18 protein-coding genes, 1 tRNA gene and 1 pseudogene are annotated in these 19,359 nt (G+C 70.4%); 15 read left to right on the forward strand and 5 right to left on the reverse strand.

Features of this window, described 5'->3' with window-relative positions; genetic code table 11:
- Positions 1–57: 57 nt before the first annotated feature.
- Together JSY13_RS05205 and JSY13_RS05210 are read right to left on the reverse strand one after the other, a co-directional pair.
- Positions 58–990, reverse strand: coding sequence for a hypothetical protein (locus JSY13_RS05205; protein ID WP_259607957.1), 933 nt, complete (start codon positions 988–990; stop codon positions 58–60).
- 70 nt (positions 991–1,060) lie between these two features.
- Positions 1,061–1,774, reverse strand: coding sequence for an APC family permease (locus JSY13_RS05210; RefSeq protein WP_259607958.1), 714 nt, complete (start codon positions 1,772–1,774; stop codon positions 1,061–1,063).
- A 52-nt stretch (positions 1,775–1,826) separates the two neighbouring features.
- Here JSY13_RS05210 and JSY13_RS05215 point away from each other — a divergent pair, with 52 nt between their 5' ends.
- From JSY13_RS05215 to serA, 4 genes are all read left to right on the forward strand, one after another.
- Positions 1,827–2,459: a TetR/AcrR family transcriptional regulator gene (locus JSY13_RS05215; RefSeq protein WP_259607959.1), complete on the forward strand. Its 633-nt coding sequence runs from the start codon at positions 1,827–1,829 to the stop codon at positions 2,457–2,459.
- Between the two features lie 13 nt (positions 2,460–2,472).
- Positions 2,473–2,949, forward strand: coding sequence for a hypothetical protein (locus tag JSY13_RS05220; RefSeq protein WP_259607960.1), 477 nt, complete (start codon positions 2,473–2,475; stop codon positions 2,947–2,949).
- A complete protein-coding gene (locus JSY13_RS05225; RefSeq protein WP_259607961.1) occupies positions 2,946–3,281 on the forward strand; it encodes a hypothetical protein in 336 nt (111 codons plus the stop codon). The genes JSY13_RS05220 and JSY13_RS05225 overlap by 4 nt, the downstream gene beginning before the upstream one ends.
- A gap of 134 nt (positions 3,282–3,415) precedes the next feature.
- On the forward strand, positions 3,416–5,035 hold the full coding sequence (gene serA, locus JSY13_RS05230; RefSeq protein ID WP_259607962.1) for a phosphoglycerate dehydrogenase: 1,620 nt from the start codon (positions 3,416–3,418) through the stop codon (positions 5,033–5,035).
- A gap of 132 nt (positions 5,036–5,167) precedes the next feature.
- On the opposite strand, the gene JSY13_RS05235 is transcribed toward serA, so the two are convergent.
- Positions 5,168–5,731: a TetR/AcrR family transcriptional regulator gene (locus tag JSY13_RS05235; protein ID WP_259607963.1), complete on the reverse strand. Its 564-nt coding sequence runs from the start codon at positions 5,729–5,731 to the stop codon at positions 5,168–5,170.
- A 103-nt stretch (positions 5,732–5,834) separates the two neighbouring features.
- Between JSY13_RS05235 and JSY13_RS05240 the strand changes: the two genes are divergently transcribed.
- The 11 genes from JSY13_RS05240 (at position 5,835) to JSY13_RS05290 (ending at position 17,093) form a co-directional block, all read left to right on the forward strand.
- On the forward strand, positions 5,835–7,373 hold the full coding sequence (locus JSY13_RS05240) for an MFS transporter (protein WP_259607964.1): 1,539 nt from the start codon (positions 5,835–5,837) through the stop codon (positions 7,371–7,373).
- A gap of 230 nt (positions 7,374–7,603) precedes the next feature.
- Positions 7,604–8,653, forward strand: coding sequence for a 3-isopropylmalate dehydrogenase (locus tag JSY13_RS05245; protein ID WP_259607965.1), 1,050 nt, complete (start codon positions 7,604–7,606; stop codon positions 8,651–8,653).
- Between the two features lie 42 nt (positions 8,654–8,695).
- Complete coding sequence (locus tag JSY13_RS05250; RefSeq protein WP_259607966.1) at positions 8,696–9,784, forward strand: branched-chain amino acid aminotransferase; 1,089 nt, start codon at positions 8,696–8,698, stop codon at positions 9,782–9,784.
- Positions 9,785–9,949: 165 nt separating this feature from the next.
- Positions 9,950–10,729 (forward strand): fumarylacetoacetate hydrolase family protein, encoded by a 780-nt coding sequence (locus JSY13_RS05255; protein WP_259607967.1) that lies wholly within the window; start codon positions 9,950–9,952, stop codon positions 10,727–10,729.
- Positions 10,726–11,985, forward strand: coding sequence for an MFS transporter (locus JSY13_RS05260; protein WP_259607968.1), 1,260 nt, complete (start codon positions 10,726–10,728; stop codon positions 11,983–11,985). Before JSY13_RS05255 ends, JSY13_RS05260 begins: the two co-directional genes overlap by 4 nt.
- A complete protein-coding gene (locus tag JSY13_RS05265) occupies positions 11,982–12,770 on the forward strand; it encodes a class I SAM-dependent methyltransferase (RefSeq protein ID WP_259607969.1) in 789 nt (262 codons plus the stop codon). Before JSY13_RS05260 ends, JSY13_RS05265 begins: the two co-directional genes overlap by 4 nt.
- Before the next feature lie 44 nt (positions 12,771–12,814).
- Positions 12,815–14,329 (forward strand): glutamate--tRNA ligase, encoded by a 1,515-nt coding sequence (gltX, locus tag JSY13_RS05270; RefSeq protein ID WP_259607970.1) that lies wholly within the window; start codon positions 12,815–12,817, stop codon positions 14,327–14,329.
- 242 nt (positions 14,330–14,571) lie between these two features.
- Positions 14,572–15,063, forward strand: coding sequence for a lipocalin family protein (locus tag JSY13_RS05275; RefSeq protein WP_259607971.1), 492 nt, complete (start codon positions 14,572–14,574; stop codon positions 15,061–15,063).
- 90 nt (positions 15,064–15,153) lie between these two features.
- Positions 15,154–15,225 (forward strand) — tRNA-Gln (locus JSY13_RS05280).
- Between the two features lie 190 nt (positions 15,226–15,415).
- Complete coding sequence (locus JSY13_RS05285) at positions 15,416–15,616, forward strand: helix-turn-helix domain-containing protein (RefSeq protein ID WP_259607972.1); 201 nt, start codon at positions 15,416–15,418, stop codon at positions 15,614–15,616.
- Complete coding sequence (locus JSY13_RS05290; protein ID WP_259607973.1) at positions 15,609–17,093, forward strand: tyrosine-type recombinase/integrase; 1,485 nt, start codon at positions 15,609–15,611, stop codon at positions 17,091–17,093. The genes JSY13_RS05285 and JSY13_RS05290 overlap by 8 nt, the downstream gene beginning before the upstream one ends.
- Positions 17,094–17,101: 8 nt before the next feature.
- On the opposite strand, the pseudogene JSY13_RS05295 reads toward JSY13_RS05290, so the two are convergent.
- Positions 17,102–17,614 (reverse strand): annotated as a pseudogene (locus tag JSY13_RS05295) (ISL3-like element ISTesp2 family transposase); the annotation flags it as partial.
- Positions 17,615–17,794: 180 nt separating this feature from the next.
- Entirely contained in the window at positions 17,795–19,342 is a 1,548-nt protein-coding gene (locus JSY13_RS05305) for an MFS transporter (RefSeq protein ID WP_259607974.1), read from the reverse strand.
- Between the last annotated feature and the right edge of the window lie 17 nt (positions 19,343–19,359).

Here is a 19,359-nt window from a genome sequence, read left to right on the forward strand (position 1 = left end):
TGGGCGGCGGAACGTTCGGCCGTCAGACGCTAGGGGAGCGGAGCCCCGCGCGGGACGTCACTCGGCCGGGGCGTCCTCGACCTGGATCGGTGCATCGGCCGGGTCCGCCCAGACAGGGGCGGGAAGGAGCGTGTCGGTGGCGCCGTCACGGATCGCCCGGAGCGCCTCGACGATCTCCTGCGAGTTCTCGGGCACCGGCATCCCGCAGGTGCGCAGTTCGGATGCGAACTCCAACGTCAGCCGGGTCTTGCCGGCGGCGACCGCTTCCGCGGTGGTTCCAATCCGCTTCTCGCTGCCGGTCTGGATGTCGGGGACCTCTTCGCACACGTGATACACACCACCGCCGTCGACCCACACCACCTCGTCCTTCCCGAGCAGCTGGATCACGGTGGACTGGTCGGCGGTGTACTTCTCCACCGACGGCGGGTTGAAGTCGATGCCGAGAACCACGGCGAGGACGGCCAGCACGATGCCGACGATGCCCGCGGTCGTCTTCTGCCCCTTGTCCATGTCCTTGTTCAGGAAGATCAGGATGATCAAGGGCAGGAAGGCCACGATCGCGATGATCGCGCCGAGCTGGTTCTGTACGAAGAAGCGGAATGTGTCGGATCTGCGGGCCGGATCGAGCCGGTTGGCCTTCTTCCACAGCATCGAGCCGGTGATCGACAGCACGGCGATCACGACGAGCAGCACCAGCAGCGTGATGAACGCCCACTGCGGGAAGTGCGCGGTGACGCCCTGCTCCTCGAGCAGCCCGGTCTCGAGGTCGCGGACGAGGGTGCCGTCCTCGCCGACGAACTCCCGCTGGCGCAGCAGCCAGAAGATGCCGACGGCCTCACCGGCGATGGCGAGGGCCCAGAGCACCGCCGCGATCCAGCGGAACGTCGTCGCGCGCTTCTTCGACTCCGCCGTCGGCGCCCACTCCCGCGTCTCGGTCTCGCGTGCCGCGTCGGCCTGCGAACGCACCGACTTCCTGCTGCTCTCTGCCACGATCTCGTCCCTCCCCGAACGGTATAGCGGTGAGCCTAGTGGAATGCATGCCCGCGGCGGGATATGCGCGTCACGCGGGCAGTCGGCCCTCCTCCACCTCGATCTCGAGTGGGCCGGCGAGCACGGGCGGTGCGGCGCGGAAGAGTCGGGTGCGCCACAGCAGGTACACGAGGCCGATCGCGGTCCAGAGTGCGCCGATGAGCATGGCTCCCGGCTCCAGGCTGAACCAGAGCACGACGTTGATGACGGCGCCGGCAGCGGGGACGACGACCCAGCCCAGGATGCTGCGCGCACCGCGGTCCCGGCGGAACCGCAGCCAGGTGGCGATCACGGACAGGTTCACGAAGGTGAAGGCCACGAACGCGCCGAAGTTGATCAGCGAGGCGGCCTGAAACAGGTCGAGGAAGACGGCGGTCGCGGCGAGCAGCCCGATCAGCAGCAGGTTCGCCGACGGCACGCCCTTCGCGTTGAGCCGCGCGAACTGGCGGCGCGGCAGCACGTCGTCGCGCCCCATCGCGTACAGCAGCCGCGCGGCCGACATCTGCTGCGTGATGCCGCAGCCGAGGACGGCGACCATGTAACCGCCGATGAACAGCGACTGGAACAGTGCGCCGCCGATGTACCGGGCCATCTCCGGAGAGGCGCCGACGATGTCACCCACCGCGCTGACGTCAGGGAAGAGCACCTGCATGCAGTAGGTGACCACGACGAAGAACGCGCCGGCCGCGGCGACGATCAGGAGGCTCGCGCGTCGGTCATATCTTCCTCGATAGTTTTTTGACATCAACGTCAAAGAATGGGTCGAGCATGTCACGCGACCCGGGTAGTGTCAAGGCATGGCCCGACCCCGACGGCAGGATGCCCGCCGTGCAGACCTCGTGGAGGCGACCCTCACCGCCGTCTCGGAGCGCGGTCTGCGCGCGATCTCCCTCACCGACGTCGCCCAGCGCGCGGGGCTCACGCGCGGAGCGATCCTGTACTACTACTCCGACCTCGACGAGCTGCTCGTCGAGGCGCACCGCGCCGGGGTGGGGCGGTTCTGCGACGCGCGCGACGCCCTCATCGCCGAGATCGACGACCCCCGCGAGCAGCTGGCCACTGCCATCCGTGAGGGTCTGCCCGACGGCCCCGACGACGCACTGATGCGGCTGCTGTACGAGTTCGACGTCCTCGCCGGCAACTCGCAGCTGCACGACGAGCTGGTGCAGACGATGTACCGGCGTCAGCTGGCGACCTACCGCGGGGTGCTCGAGCGGGGGGCGGATGCCGGGGTCTTCGCCCCCGGGTTGGACCCGGACACCTTCGCGATGACCCTGGTGGCGCTCGAGGACGCGTATGGACTGCACATCGTCAGCGGCAACACGCTGCTGACGGTCGACCTCGCCGAGCAGGCGATGCGGAAAGTCTGCCGGGAACTGGGCGCGCCGCCCGCCGGCGGCGAGGATGCCGCATCCGCCGCCCGCGCGTGACTACGCTGGGCGTGTGCGCTCCGATCCTGATGACGACGACGCCCTCCGCTGGGACGGCGATGACGAGAACGGCCCCGCGTCGCTCCCGCCCGGCTGGAAGGCGGTCGGCAAAGGCAGCGACGACGTCCCGGGGTCGCCGGCGGATGCGGCATCCGCTCGCCACGACGCGGAGACCGCGGACGACGACACGCACGCGCTGGGCACGGTCAGCCTGGTGCTGCTCGGCGTTCTCGGCGGCGTGTACCTGCTGTACACCGTCGGCTGGTTGATCGGCGGCATCCGGCTCAAGCAGCTCGCGAACCTCATCGTCGCCGACGCGATGTATGTGCCGTGGCTGATCCTCGCGGTCGCGGCGCCGGCGCTGTGGTTCCTCACCGGCTGGGTGCTCACCCGCGGCAGGGCGATGTGGCTGCGGATGCTCGTGCTGCTCGCCGGCGTCGTGCTGCTGGTGCCCTGGCCGTTCGTGATGATGGGAGCCCTGGGATCGTGAACGACCTCGCCCCTGCCGGCCCGCGCTGGCTGTCCGGTCTCGTGATCGGACTCAGCGGCCTCTTCTACGCGTACGCCGTCTGGAACGCGATCGCGCACCTGATCGCGCTCGCCCGCGACGGCCTCACCGCCGCCGGTTGGGCGACGCTGCTGTTCGGCGTCGTGTTCCCGGCCATCGTGTTCGCCCTCGCCTCTGCCGTCGGCCGCCGGCGCAACGTCGGGGAGCTCGCGCTCGTGATGCTCGCCGGCCTCGGCGTCGTCGCGGTGTTCTGGATGAGCCTGATCGGGTACAGCATCCTGAACATGGATCAGCTGGTCCTGGCCGCCGGCTGACGCTCGCCGCCCGTCGTCGGTCGTCACATCGGCGGGGCCGCGGCATCCGCTGCGGTAAAGTGTGACCCGATCGCGCCCCCACGGCGTGCGGCGCATCGGCCCTCCGCCCTGTCCTCCTGCCCCGAAGGATCCACGTGCCGAACCAGTCTGCGTCCAAGCCCGTCGTGCTCATCGCCGAAGTGCTCTCACCCGCCACGATCGAGGCGCTGGGTCCCGATTTCGACATCCGCCACGTGGACGGGACCGACCGTGAGGCGCTCTTCGCCGCCCTCGCGGACGCGGATGCGGTGCTCATCCGCTCGGCGACGCGGATCGACGCCGAGGCGCTGAGCCACGCCCCGCGCCTGAAGGTGGTCGCGCGGGCCGGCGTGGGGCTCGACAACGTCGACATCAAGGCGGCCACCACCGCCGGCGTCATGGTCGTCAACGCGCCGACCTCGAACATCGTCTCGGCCGCCGAGCTCACCGTCGGCCACATCCTCAGCCTCGCCCGCCGCATCCCGGCAGCGCACGCGTCGCTCGCGGCGGGGGAATGGAAGCGCAGCGCGTTCACCGGCGCCGAGCTCTTCGAGAAGACCGTCGGCATCGTCGGCCTGGGCCGCATCGGCGCCCTCGTCGCTGCACGGCTGGCGGCCTTCGACATGCGCCTGATCGCGTACGACCCCTACGTCACCAGTGCCCGCGCCCAGCAGCTGGGCGTGCAGCTGGTCTCCCTCGAGGAGCTCGTCGCCGAGGCGGACTTCCTCACCATCCACATGCCGAAGACGCCCGAGACGACCGGCATGATCGGCGCCGAGCAGTTCAAGGCCATGAAGCCGACCGCGTTCGTGGTCAACGTGGCCCGCGGCGGTCTCATCGATGAGGAGGCGCTGCGTGAGGCGCTCGTCGCCGGCGAGATCGCCGGCGCCGGGCTCGACGTGTTCACCTCGGAGCCGCCGGCCGAGGGCGGCACCGCCCGCGCCCTCCTGGACCTGCCGAACGTCGTGGTCACCCCCCACCTCGGTGCGAGCACCGACGAGGCGCAGGAGAAGGCCGGCGTCTCGGTCGCGCGCTCGGTGCGGCTCGCGCTCGGCGGTGACCTCGTCCCCGATGCCGTGAACGTCGCCGGCGGCGTCATCGACCCGTACGTGCGCCCGGGCATCCCGCTCGTCGAGAAGCTCGGTCAGATCTTCTCCGCCCTCGCGCAGGCGCCGCTGACCAGCCTCGACGTCGAGGTGCACGGCGAGCTCAACGACTACGACGTGAGCGTGCTCAAGCTCGCCGCGCTGAAGGGCGTGTTCACCAACATCGTCAGCGAGACGGTGTCGTACGTGAATGCGCCGCTGCTCGCGGAGCAGCGCGGCGTCGCGGTGCGGCTGCTGCAGGACGAGGTCAGCGAGGAGTACCGCAACGTCATCACGCTGCGCGGCGCCCTCTCCGACGGCTCGCAGCTGGCGGTCTCCGGCACCCTCACCGGTCCGAAGCAGATCGAGAAGCTGGTGGGCATCAACGAGTACGCCATCGAGCTGCCCATCGAAAAGCACCACGTCGTGATGCTCTACACCGACCGTCCCGGCATCGTCGCGGTCTACGGCCAGAAGTTCGGCGACGCCGGCATCAACATCGCCGGCATGCAGATCGCGCGTCAGGCCGCGGGCGCGCAGGCGCTCAGCGTGCTCACCCTCGACTCCCCGGTGGACGAGGAGCTGCTCGAGGACATCCGCACCGCGATCGACGCCGACCTGTTCCGGCAGATCGAGATCAGCGAGGTCTGAGGCGCGTGGGACCCGCGGTCGGGCGCTGAGTGCGCGGACGCTGAGCCTGTCGAAGCGTCCGACCGCGCCCCGCCTGTCGAAGCGTCCGACCGCGCCCCGCCTGTCGAAGCGTCCGACCGCGCCCCCGGCCCCTCACCGGGCGAGCACGGCACGTTCCACGAGCGCGATGAGCTCGTCGAGCGCTCGTCCGGAGGGGACGAAGACGTCGCGTGAGACCCCCGGCGTGGCCGCGCCCTCGATCGCGTTGTTGAAGTAGAGGCCGTCGCTGAGCAGCATCACCAGCTGCAGGGCGGCCTCGTCGCGGACCGCCGGGCGCAGGGCATCCGCCCATCGTTCCCGCACCTCGCGCAGCCGCCGTGCGGCCGCCGGGTGCCCGCCCTGGGCGAGCCGCGTCGATGCCACCAGGGCGCGGTCCAGCGCGTTGCCCTCCATGATCGAGGTGCGGATGTAGTACGCCACCGGTCCCTCGGGTGCTGCGCTCATCGCGGTGACGTCCGCCGTGACGAGATCGTCCAGGCGCTGGAGCAGCCCGGCGGCCAGCTCCTCCTTCGAGCCGAAGTGGTAGAGCAGTCCGCCCTTGGACACCCCGGCCGTCGCGGCGACGCCGTCCAGTGTCGCCGCGCGCTCGCCCTCGGCGATGAGGATCGATTCGTAGGCGTCCAGGACGCGTTCGCGCGCCAGCGGGGGACGGGGCATGGCTCTCCTTCCGTGCTGCCGTCGATCCTGCCGCGAATGCCCAGCGATCGCACGGCTTGTCCTGTTACTATACCAACCAGACGGTTTACTAACGGAGGACATCATGCCTGCCACGGCATCCATCGACATCACGGACACGGACGGCCCCCGGGTCGGCGCGCGCGGGTGGACCGCGCTGGTCGTGCTGATGCTGCCGGTGCTGCTCGTCTCGGTCGACAACACGGTGCTCAGCTTCGCGCTGCCCGAGATCTCGCTGGCTCTCGCGCCTTCGGGCGCCGAGCAGCTCTGGATCATCGACGCGTACCCGCTCGTGCTCGCCGGGCTGCTCGTCACGATGGGCACCCTGGGCGACCGGTTCGGGCGGCGGCGGATGCTGCTGATCGGCGCGACCGGCTTCGCCGCCGTATCGGCGCTGGCGGCCTTCGTGCCGACGGCGGGCCTGCTCATCGCGGCCCGCGCCCTGCTCGGCTTCTTCGGCGCGATGCTGATGCCCTCGACCCTGTCGCTGCTGCGGTCGATCTTCGTCAACCGCGAGCAGCGCCGCTTCGCGATCGCGGTCTGGGCCGCCGGATTCTCCGCAGGCTCCGCGCTCGGCCCCATCGTCGGCGGCTTCCTGCTCGAGCACTTCGGCTGGGGCGCCGCCTTCCTGATCGCCGTGCCGGTGCTGATCCCGCTTCTCATCGCGGGGCCGCTGCTGGTGCCGGAGAGCCGCGATCCGCACCCGGGGCGGGTGGATCCGGTCAGCATCATGCTGTCCATGGCCGCGATGATCCCGGTGGTGTACGCGATCAAGGCGCTGGCCGTCGACGGCCCCACGGTCGCCGGCGGGGTCTGGGCGCTGCTCGGGATCGTGATGGGCGCGCTGTTCGTGCGCCGCCAGCTGCGCTCGCCCACGCCGATGCTCGACATGGGCCTGTTCCGGCGCGGGTCGTTCTCGGGCGCCATCCTGGTCAACCTGCTCAGCGTGGTCGCTCTGGTCGGCTTCCTGTACTTCGTGTCCCAGCACCTGCAGCTCGTGCTCGGGCTGTCGCCGATGGTCGCCGGGTTCGCCCTCGCCCCGGGGATGGCGGCGATGATCGTCGCCGGGCTCGCCGTCGTGCCGGTGGCGCGCCGCGTCTCGGCGCACGTGCTCGTCCCGGCGGCGCTGGTCTTCTCGGTGAGCGGATACCTCATCGTCGCGCTCTCCTCGCACGAGCACGGCGTCGCGCCGCTGATCGCCGCGTTCATCGTGCTCGGCATCGGCATCGGCGCGGCGGAGACGATCTCGAACGAGCTCATCCTCTCCAGCGCTCCGCCGGAGAAGGCGGGCGCCGCGAGCGCCGTGTCGGAGACGGCGTACGAGCTCGGCGCGGTGCTCGGCACCGCGATCCTCGGCGGCATCATCACGGCGTTCTACCGCGGAGCGCTCGTCGTGCCCGCCGGCATCCCGGCCGAGGCGGCGGCCCACGCCCGCGAGACGCTGGCCGGCGCGTACACCGCGGCGGGTGAGCTGCCGGACGGGCTCGGCGACGCGCTGTGGCACGCCGCCGCCGCGGCCTTCGGGTCGGGTGTCACCGTGACGTCCCTGATCGGCGCGGGCCTGGTCGTCGCCGCCGGGACGATCGCCGCGCTGACCCTGCGGACCGATCCCACCCGCCGCTGACCTCCGGCCCGCTCGCCGCCCGGACCCCACCCCAAGCCCCACATTGTGTCGCGATGTGCGGGTGCGGGCCCCTGACACCCTCACGACAGGACACAATGTGTCGCGCGCGGCGGGTGGCAGCGGGCGGGCGCGGGGGTGTCACGCGGGGAGGGGCGTGGAGCCGCCGGCGCTACGCTGGAACGGGCCCCGCGCGATCCGGCGCGGCCGGCCGTCCGTGTGCGAGGAGAGTCATGTCGCGTGTCGTGAAGCTGGCCGTCATCCCGGGTGACGGCATCGGTCCGGAGGTCGTCGCCGAAGCCGAGAAGGTGCTCGACGCGGTCACCGCCGGCGGAGCGGTGTCGTTCGAGAAGACCCGCTTCTCACTCGGTGCGGCCCGGTACCTCGAGACCGGCGACACGCTCACGGATGCCGACCTCGACGCGATCCGCGCGCACGACGCCATCCTGCTCGGCGCTGTCGGCGGCGTCCCGGGCGACCCGCGTCTGAAGGATGCGAACATCGAGCGCGGCCTGCTGCTGAAGCTCCGGTTCGAACTGGACCACTACGTCAACCTCCGCCCGTCGAAGCTCTTCGCCGGGGCATCCGGACCCCTGGCGGACCCGGGCGAGATCGACTTCGTCGTCGTGCGCGAAGGCACCGAGGGCCCCTACGTCGGCAACGGCGGATCGATCCGCAAGGGCACCCCGCAGGAGGTCGCGAACGAGACCAGCGTGAACACCGCGTTCGGCGTGGAGCGTGTGGTCCGCTACGCGTTCGACCTCGCCGAGCGGCGCCGCAAGAAGCTCACCCTGGTGCACAAGACGAACGTGCTCGTGCACGCCGGCGCCATCTGGAAGCGGATCGTCGACGCCGTGGCATCCGAGCACCCGGACGTGGCCGTAGACTATCTGCACGTCGACGCGGCCACGATCTTCCTCGTGACAGACCCCTCCCGCTTCGACGTGATCGTCACCGACAACCTCTTCGGGGACATCCTCACGGACCTGGCCGGCGCCGTCACCGGTGGCATCGGCCTCGCCGCCTCGGGCAACATCAACCCCGACGGCGCCTTCCCCTCGATGTTCGAGCCCGTGCACGGCTCGGCCCCGGACATCGCCGGCCAGCAGAAGGCCGACCCGACCGCGGCGATCCTCTCCGTGGCGCTGCTGCTCGACCACCTCGGTCTCCGCGACGAGGCCGGACGCGTGCAGCGGGCCGTGGAGGAGGACATCGCCGCCCGTGAGGGAGCACGCACCACCCGCGAGACGGGTGACGCCATCATCGCCCGGCTTCAGGCGTAGTCTGAGAGACGCTCGACGCCGCGCACGACCGCAGGATGTGACATGACCGACACCGCCACCGCCCCGCTCACCTTCACCGTGACGAAGAACCTGGCCGCCAAGACCCCCGCACAGCGCGAGGAGATCCTGAAGGACCCCGGATTCGGCACCAGCTTCACCGACCACATGGTCGACATCTGCTGGTCCGAGAAGGGCGGCTGGCACCGCCCGCGCGTGCAGCCGTACGGGCCGATCTCGCTCGACCCGGCCGCCTCGGTGCTGCACTACGGGCAGGAGATCTTCGAAGGCATCAAGGCGTACCGCCACGCCGACGGCTCGATCCACACCTTCCGCCCCGACCGCAACGCCCGCCGCCTGCAGAAGAGCGCCCAGCGCCTCGCCCTGCCGGAGCTGCCCGAGGAGTACTTCCTGCAGTCGCTGCGGGAGCTGATCGCCGTGGACGGCGACTGGGTGCCCTCCGGTGCGGACCAGAGCCTGTACCTGCGGCCGTTCATGTTCGCCAAGGAGGCGTTCCTCGGGGTGCGCCCGGGGAAGAAGGTGGCGTACTACCTGATCGCCAGCCCCGCCGGCGCCTACTTCAAGGGCGGCGCGAAGCCGGTGCGCATCTGGCTGAGCGAGACGTACTCCCGGGCCGGCAAGGGCGGCACCGGTGCGGCGAAGACCGGCGGCAACTACGCCGCGAGCCTGCTGCCGCAGGCAGAGGCGTATGAGAAGGGCTGCGACCAGGTGGTCTTCCTCGACCAGGACCGCCACGTCGAGGAGCTCGGCGGCATGAACATCGTGTTCGTGTACCGGGACGGCCGCATCGTGACGCCCGAGTCCGACTCGATCCTCGAGGGCATCACGCGCGATTCGCTGCTGCAGCTCGCCGAGGACCGCGGACACACCGTCGAGCGCCGCGCGGTCACGCTCGGCGAGTGGCGTCAGGGCGTGGCTTCCGGCGACATCGTCGAGGTGTTCGCCTGCGGCACCGCCGCGGTGGTCACCCCGATCGGCGCGCTCGTCGCGCAGGACTTCGAGGACGAGCAGCCGCTCGGCGAGCTCGCCCTCTCGCTGCGCGAGGAGCTCACCGACATCCAGTACGGCCGCCGCGAGGACAAGCACGGCTGGCTCTACCGCCTGGACGGCTGACCCCGCCCGCGCTCCCGAATCACCGCCGACACCCCGTCCTGCTGTCGACACCCCGTGGTGTCGACGTCCACAGGGCGGGGTATCGGCATTCGGACGGGGTGTCCGCGGAACGTCGGAGCACGCAGGGGAGGGCAACGGGCCGGGCGGCGTGGATAGGCTGGACGGGTGAAGATCGCGCGGTTCAGTCACAACGACGGCATCCACTTCGGCATCCTCGACGACGACGCTCTCGTCGTCCTGGCCGGCGACCCGATGTTCGCCGGGTTCGAGACGACGGGGCAGCGCGTGCCGCTGTCGGATGCCGCGCTGCTCGCGCCGGTGATCCCGCGGTCGAAGGTGGTCTGCGTCGGCAAGAACTACCACGACCACGCGGCGGAGATGGGCGGCGTCGCGCCGGAGGAGCCGCTGCTGTTCCTCAAGCCGAACACCGCCGTGATCGGTCCCGGCGACGCGATCGTCCGGCCGGTGGCGCTGTCCGAGCGCACCGAGCACGAGGGCGAGCTGGTCGCCGTGATCGGCCGGATCGCGAAGAACGTGCGCGCCGAGGACGCCCTGGACTACGTGTTCGGGTACACGGTCGGCAACGACGTCACCGCTCGCGACCTGCAGCGCAAGGATGGGCAGTGGTCGCGCGCGAAGGGATTCGACACGTTCTGCCCGCTCGGCCCGGTGATCGAGACCGAGCTCGACCCGGCATCCGCCACGATCGAGACCCGCGTGAACGGCGAGGTGCGCCAGCACGCGCCGCTCACCGATATGATCCACTCCGTCGCCGACATCGTCGCGCACGCCTCCGCCGTGTTCACCCTGCTCCCGGGCGACGTGATCATGACCGGAACGCCCGCCGGCGTGGGGGAGATCACCGCAGGCGACACCGTCGAGGTCGAGGTCTCGGGCATCGGCATCCTCCGCAACACGGTGCGCGACGCCGTCCCCGCGTCGTGACCGCGCTCACCGCCGAGGCGCTGCACGCGCTGCAGCGACGCACCGTCCGGGTGCTGTCGCTCGGCCAGGTGCTCGGCGGCATCGCGTTCGGCTCGACCGTGTCGCTGGGTGCGCTGCTGGCCGCCGACCTGTCCGGCGACGACGCGCTGTCGGGTTTCGCCACGGCATCCGTCACCCTCGGCGCGGCGGCGTTCGCGATCCCGCTGGCACGGCTGGCGGCACGACGTGGCCGGCGCATGTCCCTCACGGCCGGAAACCTCCTCGCCCTCGTCGGCGTGGTGCTCGTGATCACGGCCGCCGCGGTGCGCTCCTTCCCGCTGCTGCTGGTCGGGATCGTCCTGATCGGGATGGGCAACGCCGGGAACCTGCAGTCCCGGTTCGCCGCCACCGACCTGGCCGCGCCCGAGCACCGCGGCCGCGACCTGTCCGTCGTGGTGTGGTCCACGACGCTCGGCGGCGTCGCCGGCCCGCTGATGCTCACCCCGGGGGAGGCGGTCGGGCAGGCGATCGGGATGCCGCCGTTGACCGGCTCGTACCTGTTCTCCCTCGTCGCTCAGTCGGCCGCGCTGGTGCTCTACCTCGTCGCGCTGCGCCCCGACCCGCTGCTGACGGCCAAGGGGATCGCCGCCACGCCCACGACCGCGGGCCTGCTCGGGTCCGCCGAGGACCACCCGCTCGCCGCGCGGTATGCGGTCTTCGCCGTCGCCGGGTCGCACGCGGTGATGGCCTCGGTGATGGCGATGACCCCGGTGCACCTGGCGCACATGGCGCACGCCGCGCACGGCGGGCACGGCAGCACCACCGACGTCACCTCCCTGGTCGGGTTCACGATCGCGCTGCACGTGGCCGGCATGTACGGGCTGTCGCCGGTCTTCGGCGTGCTCGCCGACCGCTGGGGCCGCATCCGGGTCGTGCTGCTCGGCCAGGCCATGCTGGCCGCCTCGTTGGTCGTCGCGATCGTCGCCGGCGAGCACGCGATCGGCGTGATGGTGGCGCTGGCGCTGCTCGGCCTGGGCTGGAGCGCGGCGACCGTCGCCGGCGCCGCGCTGCTCACCGAGGCCTCGGAGGTCTCGCGTCGCCCACGCCGTCAGGGCGTGAGCGACTCGCTGATGAGCCTCACCGCGGCGGCCGGCGCCGCCGGCGCCGGTGTCGTGCTGACCCATCTCGGCTACGGCGGTCTCGGGGCGACGGCGCTCGTGATCGTCGCGGCGATCACGCTGCTCGCCCCGCTCGGCCGCATCCGTCCGCCGGCATGAGCTGGGCGGGGGTCGGCGCCGCGTACGCCGCCTCGTACGCCGCGCTGTGCGCCGGCACGGGGGAGCGGATGCGGGAGCTGCTCGGCCCCGGACGAGGCCGCACGCTGCTTGACGTCGGCGCCGGCGACGGCAGGCTGGCGGCCGCCTGGTCGGATGCGGGCTGGCGGGTCGTCGCGTGCGAGCCGGAGCCGTCCATGCGGGCGGCGGCGCGGCAGCGGCATCCGCACCTCCGCATCGTCGCCGGCGGGCTGCCGCATCTCCCGTTCGCGAACCGGGCTGCGGATGCCGTCACCGCGAACTTCGTGCTGAACCACGTCGCGGATCCGCGCGCCGGCGCCGCCGAACTGCGCCGCGTGGCGGCGGAGACGGTCGCCGCCACGATTTGGACCCGATCGCCGACGGCGCTCTGGCTGGACGTCTTCGAACGGGCGGGGCTCGAGCCGGCATCCGGCACGCCGCTGCCCGCCGACAAGGACTTCGAGCGCACGGCAGCGGGATTCGAACGGATGCTGCGCGACGCCGGCTGGCGGCCGGAGGTGACCGAGCTGACCTGGACGTGGACGCCGGATGCCGAGACGCTGTGGACCTCGGTCGAGGGCGGGGTCGCCGGCGCCGGCGCGGCCTACCGGAACCTGGCAGCACCCGAGCGCGCCCGGTTCCGCCGCGCGTTCGACGAGGTCGTCGCCGCCGGCGGGGGCAGGGTGCGACTGGAGCAGACCGCCGCCATCGCCGTCCACCGCGCGCCGGGGTGGCGGCTCACCGACATCCCCGTCGAATCCGGGTGACGCGGGTCGGACGGCGCCGCGCCGAACCGTAGGATTGGAGGGTTATGGCTACTCCGCACCCCCTCACCACCACCGCCTCCGGATCCGACGTCCGCGTGCGCTTCTGCCCGTCGCCGACCGGCCTCCCACATGTCGGCATGGTCCGCACGGCGCTGTACAACTGGGCGTACGCGCGCCACACCGGCGGAAAGCTCGTGTTCCGCATCGAGGACACGGATGCCGCGCGCGACAGCGAGGAGAGCTTCCGGCAGCTGGTGGACGCGCTCACCTGGCTGAAGATCGACTGGGACGAGGGCGTCGAGGTCGGCGGTCCGCACGCGCCGTACCGGCAGTCGCAGCGGCACGACATCTACCGCGAGGTGATCGACAAGCTCGTGGCATCCGGCGCCGTGTACGAGAGCTACTCCACGGCGGAGGAGATCGACGCCCGCAACGAGGCCAACGGGCGCGCCAAACAGCTCGGCTATGACAACTACGACCGCGATCTGACCGAGGAGCAGAAGGCGGCGTTCCGGGCGGAGGGCCGTCAGCCGGCGCTGCGTCTGCGGGTTCCGGACGAGGATCTCACCTACGTCGATCTGATCCGCGGCGAGGTGACCTTCCCGGCCGGGTCCTTCCCGGACTTCGTCGTGGTCCGCCCCAACGGGGTGCCGCTGTACACGTTCGTGAACCCGGTCGACGATGCGCTGATGGGCATCACGCACGTGCTGCGCGGCGAGGACCTGATGCCGTCGACCGCGCGCCAGCTGGCGCTCTACGACGCGCTCATCCAGGCCAGGGTGACGACGTTCGTGCCGCGGTTCGCGCACATGCCGCTGGTGCTGGGGGAGACGGGCACGAAGAAGCTCTCCAAGCGCGACCCGCAGGCGGATCTGTTCCTGCACCGCGAGCGCGGGTTCATCCACGAGGGCCTGCTGAACTACCTCGCGCTGCTGGGCTGGTCGATCGGTCCCGACCGCGACGTGTTCTCGCTCGAGGAGTTCATCGAGGCGTTCGACATCGCCGACGTCAACCCGAACCCGGCTCGATTCGACCAGAAGAAGGCCGAGTCGATCAACGGCGACCACATCCGGATGCTGGACGGCAAGGACTTCGCGGAGCGGATGATCCCGTACCTCGCCGACGCCGGGGTGTTCGGCGGCGAGCCGACGCACGAGCAGATCGTGCTCGCCTTCCGCGCCGCGCCGCTCATCCAGGAGCGGGTGCAGCTGCTCGGCGAGGCCCCGGGGATGCTCGGGTTCCTGTTCGCGGACGAGGTCGCCTACGAGGACGACGCGCTGAAGGGCCTCCCGGCGAACGCGGGCGAGGTGCTCGACGCGTGCGTCGCGGCGCTGGAGCAGGTCGCGGAGTTCACTCCGGATGCCATTCAGACGGCGCTCTCGGCGGCGCTCGTGGACGGCCTGGGCCTCAAGCCGCGCGTCGCGTACGGTCCGCCGCGGGTCGCGATCACCGGCCGGCGCGTGTCGCCGCCGCTGTTCGAGTCGATGGAGCTGCTCGGCAAGGACGAGACGCTGCGCCGCCTGCGCGCACTCTCCGCCCACCTCGCTTCCGGTCGCTGACCCCGAAGCGAGACGTCCCTCTCAGTCGTCGAGCGAGCCGCAGGCAAGTCGCACGCCCAGGCGGGGCGGTCGCCCTTCCGGCTGGCCCCTTCCGGTCGTTGAGCGAGCCGCAGGCGAGACGAAACGCCTCGCCCTTCCGGCTGGCCCCTTCCGGTCGTTGAGCGAGCCGCAGGCGAGACGAAACGCCTCGCTACACTCCGAGTTCCCGGTACCCTGGCCACACCGACAGATCGGGGGACGACATGAGCGACGTGCGTTCGGTGCCGGCGCTGGAACTCGACCGGTACCTGGGCCTCTGGTACGAGATCGGCCGGCTGCCGCTGCGCTTCGAGGACGACGACGCGCGCGACGTCACCGCCGAGTATTCCCTGAACCCCGACGGCACGGTCCGCGTGGACAACCGCTGCCTGAACAAGGACGGCGAACCCACCCAGGCGATCGGCGAAGCGCTCCGCGACGCGGATCACCCCGGACGCCTCCGCGTCAGCTTCCTGCCCGAGGCACTGCGCTGGATCCCGTTCACCCGCGCCGACTACTGGGTGCTGCGCGTCGACGAGGACTACCGTCATGCCCTGGTCGGGACCCCGGATCGCAAGCATCTCTGGCTGCTGGCGCGCGAGCCGCGGATCGATACGGACGTGGTAGCATCGTTCCTCGCAACCGCGGAGGAGCAGGGATTCGACCTTGCGAAGTGGATCGAGCCCGAGCAGTCGGGCCGGGTCGTCGAGGTCTGATCCGCCACGCGCGGAGCACCGCCGCCGTTTTGCTCCGTGCGCGCCCGTCGGGTAAGCTTGAACCTCGGTGCGAGGCTCCGGTTTCGCCCTTGGGGTATGGTGTAATTGGCAACACGGCTGATTCTGGTTCAGTTGTTCTTGGTTCGAGTCCAGGTACCCCAGCAACGAATCGCTAGAGTTCTCTAGGAAGTCCGGCTCCCTCCGCACTCCATCGGATGGCCCGATCTGGCGTCCAGTGACCAGATTGGTGACCAGAAACCCCCACGGGGCGCGTTTCGCGGTCGTCTCTGCTGATGAGGTACGCACTCGGCCCCGCTCTTTCGCATGGGTACGCGCTCCGCACCTATCAGGCATGGAAGTTCATGCACGCATCGAGGTCGAGCCCGCGTTCCTGACCCAGGCGGAGGTCGCCGTTCTGCTGGGCGTGCCCGAGCGCACGCTCGAAGGCTGGCGACTCACGAAGTCCGGACCGCCGTGGCTCAAGCTCGGCCGACACGTCAAGTACGACCGCGACGACGTGCTCGCCTGGGCGCGGGAGCAGCGTCATGGCTAGACCGAAGATCGCCGCGGGCGAGGTCGGCCAGGTGCAGGTGACCCAGCTCGCGAACGGCAAGTGGCGGACACGCGCCCGGATGCGCGACGACTCCGGCGAGCTGGTGCAGCTCCGCGCCGAAGCAGTCACCGAAGCTGCGGCCCGCGAGGAGCTGCTGTCACGCGCGAAGACGCTGACCACGCACACGAAGGCCATTGTCACCGCCGCATCGACCATCCAGGAGGCGACCGAGGCATGGCTGCCGACGGTGAAGGTGCGCGCCGAGAACGGCACGCTGTCGTGGTCGACGTATGAGAACTACGAGACCACCGTCCGTCTCACCCTCGTCCCCGTCTGTGGCGGCGTCACGCTGGAGGCGCTCACGGTCGGCCGCTGCGACCGGATCATCCAGAACCTCCTCGCCGACCGGGGCGTATCCGCGGCGCGGAAAGCCCGTTCGGTGCTCTCGCTCATCTGCGGGTTCGCCGTGCGCGACGACGCGATCCCGACGAACCCGGCACGCGACGTCACCCGACTGCCGACGCCGGAGAAGAAGACCTCGATGCTCACTCCGCAGCAGATCGAGGCGATCCGCGACCTCATGACCCGGTGGCGGGAGACGGAGGGCATGGGGCCGCGCCCCAACTGGCGGGCGCTCGTGGACGGCATGGACATCATGCTCGGCACCTCCGCCCGCGTGGGGGAGTGCATCGGCCTGCGCCGTTGCGACGTGGACATGACCACCGCCCCGCCGACGATCCTGATCGACGGCACCGTGATCCAGAACAAGGTGCAGGGCGTCCAGCGCAAGAACGCACCCAAACGCACCCGACAGCGTCGCCGCGTCGCGCTGCCAGCTCTCGCAGCCGACGCGATGCGACGCCGACTCGCGCTCGCAGAGCGAGGACCTGAGGCACTGCTGTTTCCGACGAAGACCGGCAAGCCGATGAGTGTCTCGAACTACGAACGCCTGCTGCGCTCGTTCATCGACGACAACCGCGACCAACTCGTGCGCCTCGGTGTCGAGGTCGATGAGTACTCGACGCACATCTACCGGCGCACGGGGCACCACCGCGACACTCGTGGAGCGCGCGGCCGGACTCACGATCGCGTCACGGCTGCTCGGGCACGCGAACGAGATGGTCACCCGCAACAGCTACGTCATCACCGCCGAGCAAGTCGATGTTGTCACCGCCGACATCCTCGACACGATCCTTGGGACGTGAGTCATGCGGCTCGCCGGTCTCGCGGGACGAGCCGCGTACCTTCTCACCGAAGCCTTGTTGCCTGTGCGAGAGGAGAGGTAACGTACCTGCACCACAAGTCCATGAGCGTGCGGCGGCGGTGCGGAATCCCAACCACCGTGGTGGCGCAAATCTTGCACCACCACGAACCCCGGGATTGCAGGCGGTGTCAATTTGCCACCACCGCGCGAGGACTCGGCCATCTGAACTTCGGGAGGCCGGACGGTTCCGTCAATTTGGGCTCTCCTGACTGATCCGTGGGTCATTTCCGGCCCGGTAGGACGGGTCGGTGGCCGCCGAGGTTGAGCATGGCCAGGGCGATGAGGGCTTCGGGGGACTTGAAGCCGAAGGCGACGCGGGTGATGAGTCGGATCTTGGTGTTCACGGACTCGATACGTCCGTTGGACAGGCCGTGCTCGATCGCGGCGAGGATCGAGGCCTTGTGCTTGACGATGCGGCGTTGGAGCTCGACGAAGGCGGGGATGCGGCAACGTCGGGCCCAGCCGATCCAGCGTTCCAGGGCTGCTTCGGCCTCGTCGGCGGGTAGCTGGAAGACCAGGCGCAGTCCTTCCTTGAGCAGGTAGCCCCGGTGCAGGCGCGGGTCGGTCTTGGCGACCCAGGCGAGCTTGGCCTGCTGCCGGGTGGTGAGGTTCTCGGGGTTCTTCCACAGCGCGTACCGGGCGTGCTTGAGCGCCTTGGCGTGCCCGCCGGCCCGCCCGGCCCGGCGCTGCCGGACGGCGCCGCGGGCCTCGTTCCACGCCTGGCGACGGACCTCGAGCTTGTCAAGTTGTGTGTGTAAGGAGTCGGGGTCTCGGTTTCAGAGGTAGGGCTCGATGCGCTCGGGATAGACGAGCGCGAGTTGCTCGAGTGCCTTCATCCAGTTCGTGACGACTTGCCCTTCGACGAGTCGGCCTTCGGCTCGGTGGTCGCGGTACGGACAATGGGATAGCAGTGATCAGTGGTCGCTGTGTGGATCGCCCTGTGTGCTGGTGGTGCGGTTCTGTGCGAGTGTCGCGGCCGCACCGATGCCGATGATGGTGACGATGATCGCTGCCGTGGTGAACGCGGTGGTCATTGCGTCGGTGAAGGCGGGGCGGACGATGCCAAGCAGCGTCTCGGCGAGGTCCGCAGGGAGCTGCTGGGCGGTGGCGACGGCAGCTCCGAGCGTTTCGGTGACGGCGTCACCGATCTGGGGCGGCGTTGTGTCCGGCAATCCGGCTCTGACCTCGGTGCGGTAGAGGCTAGTGCCGAGGGCGCCGAGGATGGCGGTGCCGAGCGCGCCGCCAAGTTCGTAGGCGGTCTCGCTGATGCCCGCGGCGGCTCCGGCTCTCTCGGGTGGGGCGGTGCCGACGATGACGTCGTTGGAGACGGTGTCAGCGATCCCGATCCCGGCCCCGATGAGCGCACCGCCTGTGAATGCGACCCAGGCGGTGCCGTCGAGGTCGAGGGCGCTGAGCGTGAGGTACCCGCCCGCGGCGACGATCAGCCCGCCGCCGATCAGCCAGCCGGGGCGCACGACGCGGGCGATCGTGGCGGCGAGGAGAGAGCCGACGATCGCTCCGACGGCGACGGGCAGCGCCCAGAGTCCGGCCAGGAGCGGCGAGTGGCCCAGGATGAGCTGGAGGTACTGGGGCAGGAAGTACAGCAGGGCGGTCAGCGCGAAGACTCCGGCGATGTTGGCGATGACGGCGACGCTGAATGGCAAGGATCGGAACAGTGCCACGTCGATCAATGGGTCAGTCAGGCGGCGTTGCCGCAGCGTGAAGACGACGCCGAGCGCGAGTCCTGTTGTCAGCCACAGGATCGCTGGGAGATCCCAGCCGTACTCGGCGGCGTGTTTGAGCCCGTATACACCGGGGAGCATCGCTGCCATCAGCAGCCCGGCGGAGAGTAGGTCGAAGCGGCCCGGTGCGGGGTTGCGGAACTCGGGGATGAGTAGCGGGGCGGCGATGAGTAGGGCGAGCATCACCGGCACGTTGATGAGGAACACCGATCCCCACCAGAAGTTCTCCAGCAACAGGCCGCCGACCACCGGGCCCAGGCCGGCGCCGCCGGCGAATGCGGCCACCCAGACCGAGACGGCGCGGCGGCGCTGGGCGGGGTCGGTGAAGATGTTGCGGATCAGCGCGAGCGTGGAGGGCATGAGCGTAGCCCCGCCAATCCCGAGCAGCGCGCGGGCGGCAATCAGCACCTCCGCCGACCACGCGAACGCGGCCAGCACCGAGGCGAGCCCGAATGCGACTGCCCCGATCAGCAGGAGTCGGCGTCGGCCGATCCGGTCGCCGATGTTGCCCATGAGCACCAGCAGTGCGGCGAGGAAGAACCCGTAGATGTCCACGATCCACAGCAGCTGCGTGCCGGTCGGGGCGAGGTCTTCGCTCAGCTCGGGGATCGCGATCGCCAGCACGGTCAGGTCGATGCTCATCAGCAGCACCGGCACCGTCAAGGCAGCCAGTGCCGCCCACTCACGAGCACCAGCACGGGGAGCAGCAGCAGTGGTCATTCGAGTCTCCTCACGTC

The sequence above is a fragment of the Microbacterium neungamense genome (genome assembly GCF_024971095.1).
In the GTDB taxonomy this organism is placed as follows: Bacteria; Actinomycetota; Actinomycetes; order Actinomycetales; family Microbacteriaceae; genus Microbacterium; species Microbacterium neungamense.